Consider the following 18469-nt stretch of genomic DNA (forward strand, 5'->3'; position numbering starts at 1 on the left):
ATGAACCTCGACTGCGCGATTTCTACCAGTCGCTGCGAGCCCGGGGCAAAGAAGGAAAAGTAGCCATCGTGGCGGTGATGCGGAAAATGCTGGTGATTCTCAACGCCCGGGTGCGCGACGCTGAAAACGGGCTGGTCCCTGCCTGAGGCCAGCCAGGGCGCAGACCAAAGGCTGCCGGCCAGCGGCCGGCACTACCGTGCCCGTCTCCTGGAGGGGCCAAGCCCCTCCATCAACACAGTTGCTACACGGACGTACTTGCGGCGTCCCCGCATTCCGACACCGCCCCGCCACCCCACGGATAGCTCGCTTTTGCCGTTGCCGTTGCTTGCAGCTTCGGCAGGTGCAGGGCTGCAAGCCCTGCCGAAAACCTCCTTGGGCGTAGAATGCGGCCATGAGCGAATCCCTTGATAACCACCTGGTCCACGGCCGCCGCCAGCGGCCGGATGGCCCGTCGCCGATCGATGTCATCTCGGTCCAGTCGCAACTCGTCTACGGCCATGCCGGCAACAGCGCCGCCGTACCGCCGATGCGTGCGCTGGGCGTGCGCGCGGCGGAAATCCCGACCGTGCTGCTGAGCAATGCGCCTTTCTACGACACCACGCGTGGCCGCGTGCTGCCCGCTGACTGGTTCGCCGACCTGCTGCTGGGCACCCACGAGCGCGGCCTGCCGCAGCGGGCGAAAATGCTCGTCTCCGGCTATTTCGGCAGCACCGCCAACGGGGCCGCCTTCGCAGACTGGCTGGACGACATCCTGCCGGCCTGCCCGCAGCTGCGCTATTGCCTGGACCCGGTGATTGGCGACACGCACACCGGCCCCTACGTGGAACCCGGGCTGGAAGCGATCTTCGCCGAGCGCCTGTTGCCGCATGCCTGGCTGGTGACGCCGAACGCTTTCGAACTGAATCGCCTGACCGGCATGCCGGCGCTGGCCGAGGCCGATGCCATCGCCGCCGCGCGCACGCTGCTGGATCGCGGCCCGCATTGGGTGATCGCGCACAGCGTGGGCGGCACCCCGGGTGAACTGGTGACCCTGGCCGTCGGCCGGGAGGAAACCTGGCGGTGGACCTCGCCGCTGCTGCCGGTGGACGTGGCGGGTACCGGCGATGTGCTGATGTCGCTGGTGGTGTCGTTCCTGCTGCGCGGCGAATCGATGCAGCAGGCGATTTCGCGTGCGATTGCCGGCACCCATGCGGCGCTGGAGGCGACGCTGGACAACGGCTTCGAGGAATTCGACGTGGTCGCCGCCGCGCCGGCGGCGCTGGCCGAAGGCACGCGCTTCCGCGCCGAACGCGTGGCATGAGCGGCCTGGATCCGCGCACGCCGCGCACGGTCGGCATCATCGGCAGCGCTGGTGCCTACGGGCGCTGGCTGACCCGCTTCTTCCAGCAGCACATGCAGCTGCAGGTGATCGGCCACGATCCGGCCGACCCGGGTTCGCACACGCCGGAACACCTGCTGGCGCAGGCCGATGTGCTGGTGTTCTCGGCACCGATCCGGCACACCCCGGCGTTGATCGCCGAGTACGTGCGGCAATCGGCGGGTCGCGAGCGCGGCAGGCTGTGGCTGGATGTGACCTCGGTGAAGGAGGCGCCAGTGCAGGCGATGCTGGCCTCGCAGGCCGAAGTGGTCGGCCTGCACCCGATGACGGCGCCGCCGAAGGCGCCGACCCTGAAGGGCCGGGTGATGGTGGTCTGCGAAGCGCGGCTGCAGCTCTGGCAGGCGTGGGTCGATACGCTGTGCATCGCGCTGCAGGCCGAGTGCGTGCGGGCCACGCCCCAGCACCACGACCAGATGATGGCGCTGGTGCAGGCGATGGTGCATGCCACCCACCTGGCCCAGGCCGGCGTGTTGCGCCAGTACCAGCCGCAGCTGGGCGACCTGGCTGCGATGATGCCGTACCGTTCGGCATCGTTCGAGCTGGATACGGCGATCATTTCGCGCATCCTGTCGCTCAACCCGGCGATTTACGAAGACATCCAGTTCGGCAACCCGTACGTAGCGCCGATGCTGGAGCGGCTGGTTGGCCAGTTGCAGGCCCTGCAGGTGCAGGTCGGGCAGGGCGACGACCGTGCACGTGGTGCCTTCCGCGAGCAGCTGCTGTCGGCCAATCGCAGTGCTTTCGGTGATCAGGCGCTGGCTGAAGGCAACTACACGTTCGAACGCGTGGGCTATCTGCTGGCTGACCTGACCGAGCGCAATGCGCTGTCGGTGCACCTGCCGGAAGACCGGCCCGGCTCGCTGCGCGAGCTGCTGAACGTGTTCGAGCAGCATCGCATCAGCCTGGCTTCGATCCATTCCTCACGTACGCCCGGCGGCGAAGTGCACTTCCGCATCGGGTTCATCGCCGGCAGTGATCCGGCAGCGATCACCCGGGCGGCTGCGGAAGTGGACGCCAGCGGCATCGGCCGGGTGCTCGGCTGACCACATTCATCCACAGGCGGTGTGGATGGATCCTGAGCAAACGTGTGGATAACCTCGCTCAGCCCTTGGTGGCAAAGGCTGTCAAGATGCCTGGCGAAAAATTGGTCACGCTTTTTTGCAGGGTCGAGCCATGCTGGACTGCTTCTGGCGAAAAGCGTGTCGCCCAAGGTCGACACCTACCAGAGCGGAGGATGGAAATCCGGTAGCGCGAGCGCGGGGCAGCACCAATGCGGCAGCGCCGGGCCATGCCCGGCGGACCTCAAATCGTCAACCGCAGTTCACCACCACTGGTGGTGAACTCGCGCCCATTGCGCACCAGCTGGCGCCCGTCATCCAGCTCATAGCGCGGCGTGGCTTCGGAGTGGTGCCCGCTGCCGTTCGCCTCGGGCTTGAATTCGATGATGACGTGGCTTTCGCCATTACTGTCGACGGCGGGGAACTGACGGAATGACATCGCGTACCTCCTTCAGCGGATGCTGGGGATGCGCGGCCAGCTTGGTCCTGCCGATGTTAGCCGGCCGTCATCAATCGATGAACTGCAGTCGTGCCAGTTCAGCGTACAGTCCGCCTTCGGCCAAAAGCTGGGCATGGGTACCTTCGGCGACAATACGGCCCTGGTCCATCACCACGATGCGGTCGGCCTTGAGCACGGTGGCCAGGCGGTGGGCGATGACCAGCGTGGTGCGACCGGCCATCAGCCGCTCAAGTGCCTGCTGCACGCCATGTTCGCTCTGTGCATCCAGTGCGCTGGTGGCTTCGTCCAGCAACAGGATCGGCGCATCCTTCAGCAGTGCGCGGGCGATCGCCACGCGCTGCTGCTGACCACCGGACAGGCGCGCACCGCGTTCGCCCAGCTCACTGTCGTAGCCTTGCGGCAATGCCCGCAGGAAGCCATCGGCCTCTGCTGCACGTGCGGCGTCCTCGACTTCGGCGTCGCTGGCCTGCAGCCGGCCGTAGCGGATGTTGTCGCGCGCACTGGCCGCGAACAGCGTCGGCTGTTGCGGCACCAGCGCCAGCTGCGCTCGCAGCTCGGCCGGATCGACCTGGCGCACGTCGATGCCATCCACGCAGATGCGGCCGCTGGCCGGATCGTGGAAGCGCAGCAGCATCGACAGCACCGTGCTCTTGCCTGCGCCGGATGGGCCGACCAGGGCCACGGTCTCACCCGGGCGGACATGCAGACTGAAGTGGTCCAGCGCGGCCTGGTCCGGGCGCTGCGGGTAGTGGAATACCACGTCGTCGAACTGGATTTCGCCGCGTAGCGGTTGTGGCAGTGCGTGCGGCTGCGCCGGCGCACGGATCTCGATGTCTTCCTGCAGCAGCTCGCCGATACGGCCCATGCCACCGGCCGCACGCTGCAGCTCGTTCCACACTTCGGCCAAGGCGCCCACCGAGCCGCCGCCGATCAGCGCGTACAACACGAACTGGCCCAGCGTGCCGGCACTGAGGCGTCCGTCGATGACATCGTGCGCGCCCAGCCACAGCACGCCAACGATGGCGCCAAACACCAGCAGGATGGCGCTGGCGGTAACCAGCGATTGCGCACCGATGCGCCGGCGTGCGGCACCGATGGCATCGCCCAGCGCCTTGTCAAAGCGTCCGCGCTCATAGGGCTCGCGTGCGTGCGCCTGCACCGTGCGCACGGCGCCCAGCGTCTCGCTGGCCAGGCTGTTGGCATCGGCGATGCGGTCCTGGCTGCTGCGTGCAACCGTGCGCAGCTTGCGCGCGCCGATGATGATCGGCAGTACCGCCAGTGGGATGCCGAGCAGCGACCATGCCGCCAGCCTCGGGCTGGTGACGAACAGCATGGCCAGGCTGCCGACCACGGTGACGCTGCTGCGCAGGGCGACCGACATGGTCGAGCCGACCACGCTGCGCAGCAGTTCGCTGTCGGCGGTCAGGCGCGAGACCAGTTCGCCGCTGCGGCTGCGGTCGTGGAACCCGGCGCCGAGCTGGATCAGGTGTGCGTACAGACGGCTGCGCAGGTCGGCGACGACCTTCTCACCCAGCAGCGACACGAAGAAGAACCGTGCGGCCGTCGCCAGCGCCAGCACCACCGCCACCAGCATCAGCAGGGCGAAGGCACGGTTGATCTGGCCACCGCTGGTGAAGCCGTGGTCGATCATCTGCTTCACGGCGGGGGGCAGGCTCAGCGTGGCGGCCGACGAGACCGCCAGGGCCAGCAGCCAGGCGGTGAACAGCCCGCTATGGCGGCGCACGAACGGCCACAACGTCCGCAGGCTGCCGAGGCGGCGCAGCGGCGGGGTCGAGGCAGGGGCGTCGTCCTTGTCAGTCATCCTGGTTGTCGTCTTGTATGCGGATACGGTCACGGGTGGCGTCGCGCAGGCGGATTTTCAATGCATCGACCTGATCGGCCGGCAACTCGGCCCGCAGGCACACGCCGTTGGCATCGAACTGTTCATCGAGCTTCCCGGCGCCGAAGGCGGGCAGGGTGGCGTGCAGGGTGCCCAGGTCCTCGAAGCCGGCCAGCAGCTGCAACCGGGCCATCGCCACCAGGGGCAGGCGGGGGGCGGTGCGCAGGCACTCGGCGGCAGCGCCGCCGTAGGCGCGCACCAGTCCACCGGCGCCCAGCTTGATGCCGCCGAACCAGCGCGTCACCACCACCATCACGCGGTCGAAACCCTGGCCATCGATTGCCGCCAGGATCGGTCGTCCGGCCGTTCCGGCGGGCTCGCCATCGTCGCTGGAGCGGTAGTCCTGGCCGTACCGGTAGGCCCAGCAGTTGTGGGTCGCGTCGGCTGCTGCAACCTGCTGCAGGACCGCCATGGCCGTTGCGGCGCTGTCGATCGGCGCAGCATGGGTGATGAAACGACTGTGTTTGACTTCCAGCGTGTGGCTGACAGGCTGGGCGAGGGTATCGAGCATTCCCGTCATTCTACGGGGTCGCCGGAGGTCACGTTCTGCTTCAGTCGTCCAGCAACGGGCGCAGGTCGCGCGGGAGGCGTGCTTCCGGATACTGCTGCACGTAGCGCTCCAGGCTGGCGCGGGCCAGGTCGCGCTGGCCGTCGTCGCGTCGCGCGCGGATCTTCTGCAGCCACTGCCGGCGCGGCAGTCGCGCGTCGGCGTCCACCTCGGCCTGCACGGCATCCGCGCTCAGGCCCGCATCGCTGCCGCGGCGCATGATGCCCGGTGCGGAACGGCTGGGAGCCTCACGCTTCATCGAGGTGATCTCCACCCGATCCAGCGCCTGCGCCCGCTCGGCCTCGGCGGCATTGGCTGCCGGTGCCGCTGCCGTGCGTGCTTTCATTGCCCCGGACGCTGCTGGCGCGGATGCCGGTGCGGGTGCCGAGTAGGCGGCCGGTGCAGGTGGCGCTGGCGGTGCTGCAGCCGGAGCGGGCGGGAGCGCCGCAAAGGAGGTGTCGGCGGCCGCATCCGCAGCCATGGATCGTGCAGCCTGGGCTGGCACTTCAGCGGTCTTGGCCGGCGCAGGCTTGTGCGCACGCGCGATGGCCGGTGCCGGGGCAGCGGAAACGGGGGCGGACTCGGGTGCTGCTGACGCAGCGGCTGGTTCCGCAACCACCACTGCGCTGTCGGCTGAACCACTTCCAGCGGCCTGATCGGCGACCGCGACGTCTTCTGCCGCAGCCGGTGCCGCAGCAGCAGTCTCGCCCGCCGGAACCAGCGGCGGTTCAGGACGCAGCTGCCAGGCGATGCCGATGGCGAACACCATCGAAGCGGCGATGCCGAATACCGCTGGCCAACGCGGTCCCGTGCGCTGCTTGCGCGGCGCCTCGGGAGCGGCCGCGACATCGGTACCCGGAGCGTCTACGGCGGCACGCGCCGCGGCCAGGATGGCGGCGTCCAGTGCGGCGGGCGGTGCCTGCTCGGCGCGACGGCCGAGCAGCCGGGCCAGCTCGCGTTCTTCCGGCGTCAGCGGTTCGTCTCGGTTCATGCGTTCAATCCCGCACGCAGCTTGTCCATCGCATAGCGCAGCCGCGATTTCACGGTTTCCCGGCCTACGCCGGTGATCTGGCCGATCTCCTCCAGGCTCAGTTCCTGATCCAGCCGCAGTTGCAGCACTTCGCGCTGCTCCGGCGGCAATTGCTCCATCGCCAGCTGGATGCGGCGACGTTGTTCGAATTCGGAAAGTTCGGCTTCCGGGGTCTGCCCGTCCTCGATCGCGGCCAGGCGCAGGTCGGCGTCGGCCGGCGCGGCAGGGCGATGGCGGGCGGCGCGCCAATGGTCGTTAAGGCGGTTATGGGCGATGCGGAACAGCCAGGTGCTGAACGCCGCTTCGGGCTGCCAGCCGGCGCGGGCGCTGATCACCCGCTGCCAGACGTCCTGGAAGATCTCTTCGGCCAGCGCGTTGTCGCGCAGTTGGCGCAGCAGGAAGCCGAACAGTCGCTTGCGATGGCGCGCATACAGGCTTTCGAACGCGCGCAGGTCGCCACCGGCCCAGGCCAGCATCAAGGCTTCATCGGTTGGCAGTGCGCTGGCTTCCACAGCGTACAGGGTAAGGCCTGCAGGCGATGGCGCATAGCCGGTGGCAGGGGCGGGCACAGCGAGGGTCATGGCTCGGAAGGGGCTGCGGACAGCAGGAAAAACGTACGGGCGCACGATTCGGGGTTTACGGGCTTCCATTGCCCCCCGGGTGGCGCGCTATGCTCGTCGGCTCAGGGGAGGCGACGCATAGACGGCGCCAAGAGATTGTCATTTGTCCACGCATGCTGAACCGGCGGAAGAGCCACCACACGAGGCCGTGCTGAGCACAGCGCTGGTGCGCGCGTTGCATGCGCTTTTGCCGGAAACGGCCGTGGTCCGTGTCGGCTGGGACGACCCGCAGCTCGGGCGCGGTCAGGGCGGGTGGCCGGCCGACGGGGCGGCAGGCGCGTTCACTGCGCCGGGCATCGGCGACGGCTGCCATGGCTGGGAACATGACGGTGCACGCCTGCAGCTGTCGGTGGAAGGCGCCGTGCCTTCCGCGGCGTGGTGGGGGCTGGCCCGTCAGGCCATGGAACTGGCACTGCAGCGTGGCCGCCAGGCTGGGCAGATCAAGGCGCTGGAAGAAGCTGAACGGTTGCAGCAGGCGCTGTTCCAGATCGCCGATCTGGCCGGCGCCGATCTGGAGATGTCGGAGATGCTGCGTCACGTGCACGGCGTGCTCGGCACGCTGATGTATGCGGAGAACTGCTACATCGTTGAATACGATGATGTGCGTGACCAGATCCGCTTCCTGTACTTCGCCGACCAGGTCGACGATTTCGTTGCCGACCCGTCGCAGAGCCATGACGCCGCCGAGATGCCGCGCAGCCTGACTGTCGCGCTGCTGCGCCACGGCAAGCCGCTCAGCGGACCCTCACGCGAACTGCTGGCGCGCGTGGTGGAGCAGGAGCACGACCCGCAGCGTGGCCCCGAAAGCCTGGACTGGCTGGGTGTGCCGATGCTGCGCGATGGCCGGGTATGCGGCGCCATCGTGGTGCAGAGCTATGAGCTGGCGGCCCGCTACGGCGAGGCCGAGCGCGCGTTGCTGGGCTTTGTCGCCCAGCACGTGCAGACTGCGATGGATCGGCGCCAGGCGCAGGTCCGGCTGGAGCAACAGGTGGAGCGGCGCACGCTGGAACTGCAGCGTGCCAACCACAGCCTGCAGGATGAAGTGGCAGAGCGCCGGCGCGCCGAGCAACTGCAGACCGCGCTGTACAACATTGCCGAAATGGCGATGTCGGCCGACAGCCTGGCCCAGTTCTACGGGCAGGTGCATGGCGTGGTCGGGCGCCTGCTCGATGCGCGCAACTTCTATATCGCGCTGGTGAACGGAAGCGGAGACGGCCTGGACTTCGTCTATTCGGTGGACGAGCACAATGCCAGCCGTGCACCTCGTCCGTTCAGTCGCGGCCTGACCGAATACGTCGTGCGCAACCGGCGGCCGCTACTGGCGTCACGCGCCCAGATCGATGCGCTGCTGGCCAGTGGCGAGGTGCGTGAATCCGGTGCGCGCTCGCATTGCTGGCTGGGCGTGCCGCTGCTGCGCGATGACGAGGTGGTCGGTGCGATCGTGGTGCAGAGTTACAGCGAGAACAGTACGTTCAGCGTGCACGATCAGCGGCTGCTGACGTTCGTTGCCCAGAACATTGGAACCGGGTTGGCGCGCCAGCGCGACCAGCAACGGCTGCGTTTGGCGCATGCCGAACTTGAAAAGCGCGTGGAGGAGCGCACGCGTGAGCTGGCCGAGGTCAACGAGAAGTTGCTCGGCCAGATCGGCGAGCGCCTGCGGGCCGAGCAACGCCTGACCCATCAGGCCATGCACGATGCGCTGACCGGCCTGCCCAACCGGCTGCACCTGCTCGATCGCCTGCAGGATGCGCTGGCGCTGGCCAAGCGCGAGGGAGGGCCGGTGTTCGCCGTGCTGTTCCTCGACCTGGATCGCTTCAAGCTGGTCAACGACAGCATCGGCCACGCCGCCGGTGACCGCATGCTGGTGGAGGTAGCCAAGCGGATCGTATCGATGGCCGGCGCCGATGACGTGGTGGCACGGCTGGGCGGTGATGAATTCGCGGTGCTGCTGCAATGCCCGCAGGGCCTGGCACAGGCGCTGGATTTCGGCCAGCGCTTGTTGCTGGCATTGCAGGAATCGATTTGGATCGCCGGGCGCGAGCTGTTCCCGTCCGGCAGCCTGGGCATCGCGCTGTGGAATCCGCGCTACCGTACCGGCGAGGAGCTGCTGCGTGATGCGGATGCGGCGATGTACCGGGCCAAGGCACAGGGCCATGACCGCTGCGCGATCTTCGACGAGGACATGCGAGAACAGGCCATGCGCAGCCTCGACCTGGAAGCCGATCTGCGCCGCGCGATCAACAACCGTGATTTCGTTCCGTTCTTCCAGCCGATCGTGCGCCTGTCCGATGGCGAAGTGGTGGGACATGAGGCATTGCTGCGCTGGCAGCACGAGCGTCGTGGCCTGCTGTTGCCCGGCGCGTTCCTGGAGCTGGGAGAGGAAAGCGGCCTGATCGAACAGGTCGACTGGCTGATCTACGAGCAGGTCATCGCGCGCCTGGCCGAAGGTGGGCAGAGCTATGTCTCGGTGAACGTTTCGCCGCGCCATTTCCGCTCGGCCGAGTTCAGCGACCGCCTGTTCGGCCTGCTCGACGCGTGTGGCGCCGATCCGCGCCGGCTGCGGCTGGAGATTACCGAGGTCGCGCTGCTGGACGATGCGCCGCACACGCTGCGCATCCTGCAGGGCCTGCGCGAGCGTGGCATCCAGGTGCAGCTGGACGACTTTGGTACCGGCTTCTCTGCGCTGTCCTACCTGCACCGATTCCCGATCAGTACATTGAAGATCGACCAGAGCTTCATCGCCGGCCTGCACGGGCCGGAAGTGCAGAGCACGCGCGCGCTGGTCGAAGGCGTGCTGTCACTGGCCCGCACCCTGGGCATCGAAACCATTGGCGAAGGCATCGAGACCGAGGCGCAGCGGCAGACACTGCGCGAACTCGGTTGCGACTATGGCCAGGGCTACCTGCTGGGCCGTCCCGCACCGTGGGCGCGGGCGATGGCGTGAGCCGCCGCGACCGTTCACTTCAGCGCAGAGCCGAGCGACGTTTCTCGTCGATCCACTTCGAGGCCTGCGCCGGCTGATAGTTCTGCATCCATACCAGCATGTCCTCGATGTCCGAGCCGTACCAGAGGTCCTGGCGCTGGTCCGGATGCAGGAAACGCTCTTCCACCATGCGGTCGATCATGCCGATCAGCGGCGCGTAGAAGCCTTCCACATCGAGGAACGCGCACGGCTTGTTGCCGATGCCCAGCTGGCGCCAGGTCAGCATCTCGAAGATCTCTTCCATGGTGCCGAAGCCACCGGGCAGGGCGACGAAGCCATCGGCGAGGTCGAACATGCGCGACTTGCGCTCATGCATCGAGCCGACGATTTCCAGTTCGGTCAGGCCGCGGTGGGCCACTTCCCAGTCGGCCAGCTGGCGCGGGATCACGCCGGTCACCTCGCCGCCAGCGGCGAGCACGGCGTTGGCCACGGTGCCCATCAGGCCAACGTTGCCGCCGCCATACACCAGGCGCAGGCCATCGCGGGCGATGCGATCACCCAGGGCAATGGCGCGTTCGGTGTAGGCCGGCTTGCTGCCAGCGTTGGAACCACAGTAGACGCAGATCGACTTCATGGGTGGGCTTGTCTCTTGGTGCGGAAACGAAAAACGCCCCGCCGGCAACCGGGTCAGCGGTTGCGGGCGGGGTGCTGGTGGATTATCGCCCCTTCTGTAGATCCGAACCATGCACCGCTGCTCTTCGTTCAGATAGCGGCACAGGCCAGCCGAGCATGGGCTATGCCGGTCGTCCTGACCGGCACCCTTCGGGCCGTCGCCAGCGGCGTTGGCAGCGGCTGCTGCCGCTGCCTTCGGCTCTACGCAAGCGGGCGCTTAGGCCGCCGCAGCCTGCTCGCGGCGCGGGCCTTCACGCAGGGCGCGGCCGACCATGCCCACCAGCAGGTCCAGCTCCTCGCTGTCCATGCCGAAGTGCGGGGTGAAGCGCAGCGAATTCTCGCCACCGTGGATCACGTTGATGCCGTGCTGGCGCAGCCATTCCTCGGTGGAGTTGGCGCCATAGCACTTGAACTGCGGCGCCAGCTCGCACGAGAACAGCAGCCCGGTGCCCTGCACCTTGGTGATCAGGCCACCCAGCTCGGCCTTCAGCTGTTCCAGCTTGCGCACGGCCTCGGCACCGCGCTCAGCGATGTTGGCGCGCACCTGCGGGGTCAGCTGCGCCAGGGTGGCGCAGGCGACGTCCAGCGCACGCGGGTTGCTGGTCATGGTGTTGCCGTAGATGCCCTTGCGGTACAGCTGCGCGGCGTGCTCGGTCACCGCCAGCACCGACAGCGGGTACTGCGCGGCGTTGAGTGCCTTGGAGTAGGTCTCCATGTCCGGCGGGTCAAGGCCTTCGAAGCCCGGGTAGTCGACCACCGACAGCACGCCATGCGCGCGCAGGCCGGCCTGGATCGAGTCGAGCAGCAGCAGGCTGCCGTGCGCACGGGTCAGCTCACGGGCAACGGCATAGAACGCCGGCGGCACCGAACGGCCCGGGTCACCTTCGCCCATCACCGGTTCCAGGAACACCGCTTCGATGAACCACTGGTTGCGTGCAGCATCCTCGAACACCTTGCGCAGGGCGGCCTCGTCGTAAGGCGCCACGGTGATCACCGAGTCCTCGCCACGGTAGCTGGCCAGGTGCTGCATGTAGCTCTTGCGGCTGGAATCCGAATAGAGGGCAGGGCGGTCGGTGCGGCCATGGAAGCTGCCCTTGACCACCACGCGCTTGATCGCAGCGCCGGCGTGGCGTGCGCCAGGATCGGTCTGCAGCTTGGCGTTGACGTCGGCGATGCGCGCGGCCAGGCCGACGGCTTCGGAGCCGGAGTTCAGGCACATGAAACGGGCGAACGGGCAGCCGCCACGGCGATGGCCGATCTCGGCGCGCAGGGCAGTGATGAAGCGCTGCTGCGACAGGCTGGGGGTCATGATGTTGGCCATCACCTGCGGGCGCGCCATGGCCTCCAGCACGGCGTCCGGGGTGTGCCCGAAGCCGAGCATGCCGTAGCCGCCGGCGTCGTACAGCACGGCGCCCTTCAGGGTGACCACCCACGGGCCGCGCGCGGCCAGCGCCACGTACGGGGTCACCGCGTCATCGGCGTAGAAATTGACGAAACCGTCCTGCATCGCGTCGATCTGCGCCTGTTCGTCCTGCGCCAGCAGCGGCCCCAGGTCGGCCTGCACCCGCGCGAATTCCTCGGCAGCGGCGTCCACCGCGGCGATCAGCTGCGGGTGGTTGGCGGACAGGGCGGTCAGGGTGGCATCGTCCAGCCCGGTGGTGAGGCGGGTGCCGGGCTGGGTGCGCAGGGGGGCGAGGCGTTCGATGAAGCTCATTGCAGATCTCCTGAAACAATGGGTCGCACGGGCCATCAAAAGCAAAACGCGCGTCATCACGCGCGCTTGGGGCAGGCTCGTGCAGCGGACTTCCGGTTCGATGCTAGCACTTGTTTTTTTGCGCGATAACCCCGCAGAAACCTGCTGCATAGCAGCATTTTGCGCGACGTTCGCCGCGAAGCGCGCCGGCTCGCAGACGCTGGACGTACAATGCGCGCCATTGTCGACCTGTTGCCGCCCACCGCCTTGAAGAAGTCCGATTTCCATTACGACCTGCCGGCTGAACTGATCGCGCAGGCTCCCCTGGCCGAACGCTCCGCCAGCCGCCTGCTGCTGGTGCCGCCCGCGCCGGCTGCCTTCACCGATCTGCAGGTGCGCGACCTGCCGTCACTGCTGCAGCCGGGGGACCTGCTGGTGTTCAACGACACCCGGGTGATCCCCGCGCGCCTGTTCGGGCAGAAGGCCAGCGGCGGCCGCGTGGAGATCCTGATCGAGCGTCTGCTCGGCGGTCAGCAGGCCCGTGCGCAGGTCGGCGCCAGCAAGTCGCCGAAGGCCGGCAGCCGCATCGCGCTGGATGCCGGTGGCGAAGCCGAGGTGCTGGGCCGCGATGGCGAGTTCTACGTGCTGCAGTTCCATGTGCCGGAATCGCTGGAACAGTGGTTGCTTCACGCCGGCCGCCTGCCGCTGCCGCCGTACATCCAGCGCGAGCCGGGCGTGGACGACCGCGAGCGCTACCAGACCGTGTTCGCGCGTGAAGTGGGCGCGGTGGCGGCACCGACCGCGGGCCTGCATTTCGACGAACCGTTGCTGGCCGCACTGAAGGAAAAGGGCGTGGAGTTCGGCCACGTCACCCTGCACGTGGGCGCGGGCACCTTCCAGCCGGTGCGTGCCGAAGACCTGAAGGACCACGTGATGCACCGCGAGTGGCTGAACGTCGGCGCCGAACTGGTGCAGCAGGTGCGGCGCACGCGCGCGGCCGGTGGCCGGGTGATCGGCGTCGGCACCACCGTGGTGCGCGCGCTGGAAAGCGCGATGCGCGATGGCGAACTGCTGCCGTTCGCGGGTGAAACGCAGATCTTCATCACCCCGGGCTACCGCATCCGCAGCGTCGACGCGATGGTGACCAATTTCCACCTGCCGGAAAGCACGCTGCTGATGATGATCTCGGCCTTTGCCGGCAAGGAGCGGGTGTTCGAGGCCTACCGGCACGCGATCGAGCAGCGCTACCGCTTCTTCAGCTACGGCGACGCGATGCTGCTGTTCCCGCAGGCGGGGTAGCGCGCCCCGGGAAGGCAGGGCACCTGTGGGTGCGCACCTTGGTGCGCACGCCTTCTTGGGAGACAATAGGCAACTATTTGCCCCAATGACCGCTCCATGTCCCGATTGCAGTTCCAGCTCCAGACCCGCGACGGCCGTGCCCGCCGTGGCCGCCTGACCTTCCCGCGTGGCACGGTGGAAACGCCGGCCTTCATGCCGGTGGGGACCTATGGCTCGGTCAAGGGCATCCTGCCGGACCAGGTGCGGGCGCTGGGCGCCGAGATCATCCTCGGCAACACCTTCCACCTGTACCTGCGCCCGGGCCTGGACATCATCGCCGACCACGGCGGGCTGCACGGCTTCTGCCGCTGGGATGGCCCGATCCTGACCGACTCCGGTGGTTTCCAGGTGTTCTCGCTGGCCCATCGACGCAAGATCACCGAGCAGGGCGTGACCTTCGCCTCGCCGACCGACGGCGCCCGCGTGTTCCTGGGCCCGGAAGAGAGCATGAAGATCCAGAAGGTGCTCGATTCGGACGTGGTGATGATCTTCGACGAGTGCACCCCGTACCCGGCCACCGAGGATGTCGCCCGCCGTTCGATGGAGCTGAGCCTGCGCTGGGCCCAGCGCAGCCGCAACGCGCATGACGAACTGGGCAACGACGCGGCGCTGTTCGGCATCGTCCAGGGCGGCGTGCACACCGACCTGCGCAGCCGCTCGGCCGAGGCCCTGCAGGCGATCGGCTTCGACGGCTATGCCATCGGCGGCCTGGCCGTGGGCGAGCCGGAGCACGAGCGCAACGCCATGCTCGACCACCTGGATCCGGAGCTGCCGGGCGACCGCCCGCGCTACCTGATGGGCGTGGGCCGGCCGGAGGACCTGGTCGAGGGCGTGGCGCGCGGCGTGGACATGTTCGACTGCGTGATGCCGACCCGTAATGCGCGCAACGGCCACTATTTCACCTCGTTCGGCACCGTCCGCATCCGCAATTCCCAGTACGCGCGGGACATGGACCCGATCGAGCCGGGCTGCGGCTGCGTGGCCTGCACCGGCGGTTACACCCGGTCCTACCTGCGCCACCTGGACCGCTGCAACGAGATGCTGGCGCCGATGCTGGGCACCCTGCACAACCTGTTCTATTACGAAAAGCTCATGGCCGACATCCGGGCCGCGATCGAGGCGGGAACCTTCCTGGCCTTCCGCGAGTCCTTCTACGCGGCACGCGGGGCGGTGGCCCCGCCGCTGTAACCCCGACGCCCCCTGCCGAACGGCCCAAGGACGAACGCCCGGGGCCGTGGCATACTTCAAGGCTGACCCAGATCCGCGGTCGACACCCCCGCCCCTCAAGGGACGGGAGCGCCGCCCAACCAAAGGACCAACGATGAACCTGCTTGCTTTCCTGATTCCCGCCGCCCACGCCCAGGCCGCCGGCGGCCAACCGCAGGGCATGGGCCTGACCACGCTTCTGTTCCCGATCATCCTGATCGCCATCATGTACTTCCTGATGATCCGCCCGCAGATGAAGCGGCAGAAGGAGCACAAGGCCATGCTGGAGAAGATCAAGCGCGGCGATGAAGTGCTGACCAACGGCGGCATCGCCGGCAAGGTCACCGACATCGGCGACCACTTCATCACCGTCGAAGTGGCCGACAACGTGCGCATCCGCGTGCAGAAGGGCGCTGTCGGCAGCGTGCTGCCGACCGGCACCCTGGATTCGGCCAAGTAAGCCACTCCCTTTCCGAAGCACAACCGCGGCGCCGGGGATGGCGCCGCGCGGGACCCAAGCAATGCTCGAATTTCCACGCTGGAAGTACGTCGTCATCCTGATCGTACTGGCGCTCAGCGCGCTGTACGCGCTGCCCAACATCTACCAGAAGGACCCGGCCATCCAGATCACCGCCAACCGTGGCGGGCAGATCGACGATGCGCTGCGCGACCGTGTGCTGGCCGACCTGAAAAAGGCCGGCATCGCCACCATCGGAGCCGAAAAGGAAGGGGAAAGCCTGATCGTCCGCCTGTCGGACCTGAAGTCGCAGTCCGCTGCCAGCGACGCCCTGCGTGACACCGTCGGCGAGAAGTACACCGTGGCGCTGAACCTGGCTTCGACCGTGCCGGACTGGCTGGCCAACCTCGGCGGTCGCCCGATGGTGCTGGGCCTGGACCTGCAGGGCGGCGTGCACTTCGTGCTGCAGGTGGACCAGAAGGCTGCCCTCGACAAGCGCCTGGATGCCTATACGGAAGACGTGCGCAGCACCCTGCGTGACGCGCGCATCGCCTACCAGTCGGTGGAACGCCGAGCCGACAACAGCATCGTGGCCAACCTGAGCCCATCCGCCGGCGATGACGCCGCGCAGCGTGCCCGTGCCGCTCTGGTCAAGGCACAGCCGACGCTCGGCTATGACGTCAGCGGCAACCGCATCACGGTGACCGTGCCGGAGACCGAGATCACGCAGATCGCCAACGGCGCCATCGAGCAGAACATCAACACCCTGCGCAACCGCGTGAACCAGCTCGGCGTGGCCGAGCCGATCATCCAGCGCCAGGGTGCCGACCGCGTGGTCGTGCAGCTGCCGGGCGTGCAGGACACCGCCGAAGCCAAGCGCATGATCGGTGCCACCGCCACCCTGGAGTACCGTGCGGTGGTGGAAGGCAATGCGCAGGACGCCATCAACTCCGGCCGCATTCCACCGGAAGCGAAGGTGTACCAGCAGCGTGACGGCCGCGGCCCGATCCTGCTGAACAAGCGTGTGATCGTCACCGGCGACCAGATGGTCGGCGCGCAGGCGGTGACCGATTCGAACAGTGGCTCGCCGGCGGTCAGCGTGACGCTGAACAACGTCGGTGGCCAGCGCATGTTCGACTTCACCAGCGCCAACGTGAACAAGCCGATGGCGGTGGTCTACACCGAGCGCGTGCCGACCGTGACCGTCGTCGACGGCCAGGAAGTGCGTGGCTTCAAGGTCAACGAGGAAGTGATCTCGGTGGCCAACATCAACGGCGTGTTCGGCAAGAACTTCCAGACCACCGGCCTGCAGAAGAAGGAAGCCGAAGACCTGGCCAAGCTGCTGAAGTCGGGTTCGCTGGCTGCGCCGATGGACTTCGTCGAGGAGCGCGTGGTCGGCCCGAGCCTCGGCGCCGAGAACGTCAAGAACGGCATGCGCGCGGTGGTGTTCGCGTTCCTGTTCACCCTGGTGTTCTTCAGCGTGTACTACCGCATGTTCGGTGTGATCACCTCGGCAGCGATGCTGTTCAACCTGCTGATCGTAGTGGCGGTGATGTCGCTGTTCGGCGCCACCATGACCCTGCCGGGCTTTGCCGGCCTGGCGTTGTCGGTCGGCCTGTCGGTGGACGCCAACGTGCTGATCAACGAGCGTATCCGTGAAGAGCTGCGAGCCGGCGTGCCGGGCAAGACGGCGATCGTGACCGGTTACGAGCGTGCTTCGGGCACCATCCTCGACGCCAACCTGACCGGCCTGATCGTCGGTGTGGCGCTGTTTGCATTCGGTACCGGTCCGCTGAAGGGCTTCGCGCTGACCATGATCATCGGTATTTTCGCCTCCATGTTCACCGCGATCACCGTGTCGCGTGCGCTGGCGACGCTGATCTACGGCCGTCGCAAGAAGCTCCAGAACGTGGCCATCTGACGGGACGACACGCACAATGAAACTGTTTCCGCTGCACATCCTCCCGAACGACACCAAGATCGACTTCATGCGTTGGCGCCATGTCGCCATGGCAGTCACCATCGTGGTGTTCCTGGCCTCGGTCGCCATCATCGGCATCAAGGGCTTCAACTACGCACTGGACTTCACCGGCGGCACCCTGATCGAAGCCCGCTTCGACAAGGCGGTGGATGTCGAGCAGGTCCGCACCAAGCTCGAGCAGAGTGGCTTCGAAGGCGCCCAGGTGCAGAGCGTCGGCGGCAACACCGACCTGTTGATCCGCCTGGCCCCGCACGGCGAGCATGCTCCGGGTACCGGCGACGCCGCCCACGAGGACAAGGCCACGGCCGCTGCCGTGGTGAAGGCATTGTCCACTGCCGACAATCAGGCCACCGTGCTCCGCAACGAGTTCGTGGGCCCGCAGATCGGCAAGGACCTGGCGATGAATGGCCTGTATGCCACCATCTTCATGCTGGCCGGCTTCCTCATCTACATCGCGGTGCGCTTCGAGTGGAAGTTCGCGGTCACCGCCAGCATCGTGGCGATGTTCGACCTGATCGTGACGGTCGCTTACGTGTCCCTGCTGGGCCGTGAGTTCGACCTGACCGTGCTGGCCGGCCTGCTGTCGGTGATGGGCTTTGCGATCAACGACATCATCGTGGTCTTCGACCGCGTCCGTGAGAACTTCCGCAGCCTGCGCGTGGACTCGATGGAAGTGCTGAACCGTTCGATCAACCAGACGCTGTCGCGTACGGTAATCACTGCCGTGATGTTCTTCCTGTCGGCGCTTGCCCTGTACCTGTACGGCGGCAGCTCGATGGAAGGGCTGGCCGAGACGCACATGATCGGCGCGGTGATTGTGGTGCTGTCCTCGATCCTGGTGGCGGTGCCGATGCTGACGATTGGTGTCCTGCGCGTGAGCAAGCAGGACCTGCTGCCGAAGGCGAAGGACGTCGAGGCCCTGGCCCGTCGCCCGTAAGCGTTCGCGCTGCATGCAACACACAGAGAACCCCGCGCAAGCGGGGTTTTTTGTGTGCAGGGCTTGCAGCCCTGCACCCCACGGTAGTGCCGGCCGCTGGCCGGCAACAGCAACAGCAACAGCGTGCCTTCCGTGGTTGGGGGGGCGGTGTCGGAGTGCGGGGACGCCGCAAGTACGTCCGTGTGGGCTTGGCAGCCGCATCCATGCGGCTGACACCCCGCACTCCGACACCGCCCCACCTCTGACAGATTCCGGCGGCTGTTGGTAGG

The 18469-nt window shown here is 67.4% G+C and carries 15 protein-coding genes and 1 pseudogene; 9 read left to right on the forward strand and 7 right to left on the reverse strand.

All coding sequences use genetic code 11. From position 1 onward, the window contains the following. From KXV01_RS17250 to KXV01_RS17260, 3 genes and pseudogenes are all read left to right on the forward strand, one after another. Positions 1-146: pseudogene (locus KXV01_RS17250) on the forward strand (IS110 family transposase); the annotation flags it as partial. 245 nt (positions 147-391) lie between these two features. Further along, the gene (gene pdxY, locus KXV01_RS17255; protein WP_049438861.1) at positions 392-1300 is read left to right on the forward strand and encodes a pyridoxal kinase; all 909 of its coding nucleotides are present in this window, start codon (positions 392-394) and stop codon (positions 1298-1300) included. Next, positions 1297-2421, forward strand: a complete 1125-nt coding sequence (locus KXV01_RS17260) for a prephenate dehydrogenase (RefSeq protein ID WP_099495106.1) — start codon at positions 1297-1299, stop codon at positions 2419-2421. Before pdxY ends, KXV01_RS17260 begins: the two co-directional genes overlap by 4 nt. A 259-nt stretch (positions 2422-2680) precedes the next feature. Here KXV01_RS17260 and KXV01_RS17265 read toward each other — a convergent pair whose 3' ends face one another. The 5 genes from KXV01_RS17265 to KXV01_RS17285 form a co-directional block, all read right to left on the reverse strand. Then, positions 2681-2875, reverse strand: a complete 195-nt coding sequence (locus KXV01_RS17265) for a hypothetical protein (protein WP_049414854.1) — start codon at positions 2873-2875, stop codon at positions 2681-2683. Positions 2876-2945: 70 nt separating this feature from the next. After that, entirely contained in the window at positions 2946-4718 is a 1773-nt protein-coding gene (locus KXV01_RS17270) for an ABC transporter transmembrane domain-containing protein (RefSeq protein ID WP_049414855.1), read from the reverse strand. Continuing rightward, complete coding sequence (locus KXV01_RS17275) at positions 4711-5307, reverse strand: YigZ family protein (protein ID WP_100477945.1); 597 nt, start codon at positions 5305-5307, stop codon at positions 4711-4713. Before KXV01_RS17275 ends, KXV01_RS17270 begins: the two co-directional genes overlap by 8 nt. A 40-nt stretch (positions 5308-5347) precedes the next feature. Then, positions 5348-6334 carry a hypothetical protein gene (locus tag KXV01_RS17280; RefSeq protein ID WP_099487752.1) on the reverse strand — a complete coding sequence of 329 codons (987 nt, stop codon included), beginning with the start codon at positions 6332-6334 and terminating at the stop codon, positions 5348-5350. Beyond that, a complete protein-coding gene (locus KXV01_RS17285) occupies positions 6331-6849 on the reverse strand; it encodes an RNA polymerase sigma factor (protein ID WP_229298213.1) in 519 nt (172 codons plus the stop codon). The genes KXV01_RS17280 and KXV01_RS17285 overlap by 4 nt, the downstream gene beginning before the upstream one ends. 247 nt (positions 6850-7096) lie before the next feature. On the opposite strand from KXV01_RS17285, the gene KXV01_RS17290 reads away from it, so the two are divergent. Further along, positions 7097-9937 carry an EAL domain-containing protein gene (locus tag KXV01_RS17290; RefSeq protein ID WP_049415326.1) on the forward strand — a complete coding sequence of 947 codons (2841 nt, stop codon included), beginning with the start codon at positions 7097-7099 and terminating at the stop codon, positions 9935-9937. A 19-nt stretch (positions 9938-9956) separates the two neighbouring features. Here the strand turns inward: KXV01_RS17290 and KXV01_RS17295 are convergent, their stop codons facing one another. Both KXV01_RS17295 and KXV01_RS17300 read right to left on the reverse strand, forming a co-directional pair. Further along, positions 9957-10550, reverse strand: a complete 594-nt coding sequence (locus tag KXV01_RS17295; protein WP_049415329.1) for a TIGR00730 family Rossman fold protein — start codon at positions 10548-10550, stop codon at positions 9957-9959. A 255-nt stretch (positions 10551-10805) separates the two neighbouring features. Next, positions 10806-12302 carry an aminotransferase class III-fold pyridoxal phosphate-dependent enzyme gene (locus tag KXV01_RS17300; protein WP_099545161.1) on the reverse strand — a complete coding sequence of 499 codons (1497 nt, stop codon included), beginning with the start codon at positions 12300-12302 and terminating at the stop codon, positions 10806-10808. 210 nt (positions 12303-12512) lie between these two features. Here KXV01_RS17300 and queA point away from each other — a divergent pair, with 210 nt between their 5' ends. From queA to secF, 5 genes are all read left to right on the forward strand, one after another. Beyond that, positions 12513-13580: a tRNA preQ1(34) S-adenosylmethionine ribosyltransferase-isomerase QueA gene (gene queA / locus KXV01_RS17305; protein ID WP_164284556.1), complete on the forward strand. Its 1068-nt coding sequence runs from the start codon at positions 12513-12515 to the stop codon at positions 13578-13580. 96 nt (positions 13581-13676) lie between these two features. Next, the gene (tgt, locus tag KXV01_RS17310) at positions 13677-14807 is read left to right on the forward strand and encodes a tRNA guanosine(34) transglycosylase Tgt (RefSeq protein WP_029379947.1); all 1131 of its coding nucleotides are present in this window, start codon (positions 13677-13679) and stop codon (positions 14805-14807) included. 133 nt (positions 14808-14940) lie between these two features. Beyond that, the gene (gene yajC / locus KXV01_RS17315) at positions 14941-15285 is read left to right on the forward strand and encodes a preprotein translocase subunit YajC (protein WP_005416201.1); all 345 of its coding nucleotides are present in this window, start codon (positions 14941-14943) and stop codon (positions 15283-15285) included. Between the two features lie 61 nt (positions 15286-15346). Continuing rightward, the gene (gene secD, locus KXV01_RS17320; RefSeq protein WP_005416202.1) at positions 15347-17203 is read left to right on the forward strand and encodes a protein translocase subunit SecD; all 1857 of its coding nucleotides are present in this window, start codon (positions 15347-15349) and stop codon (positions 17201-17203) included. Positions 17204-17219: 16 nt separating this feature from the next. After that, entirely contained in the window at positions 17220-18200 is a 981-nt protein-coding gene (gene secF, locus KXV01_RS17325) for a protein translocase subunit SecF (protein WP_049413603.1), read from the forward strand. Positions 18201-18469: the final 269 nt, after the last annotated feature.

Origin of the sequence: Stenotrophomonas sp. Ps181, assembly GCF_025697425.1 — a bacterium.
In the GTDB taxonomy this organism is placed as follows: domain Bacteria; phylum Pseudomonadota; class Gammaproteobacteria; order Xanthomonadales; family Xanthomonadaceae; genus Stenotrophomonas; species Stenotrophomonas sepilia.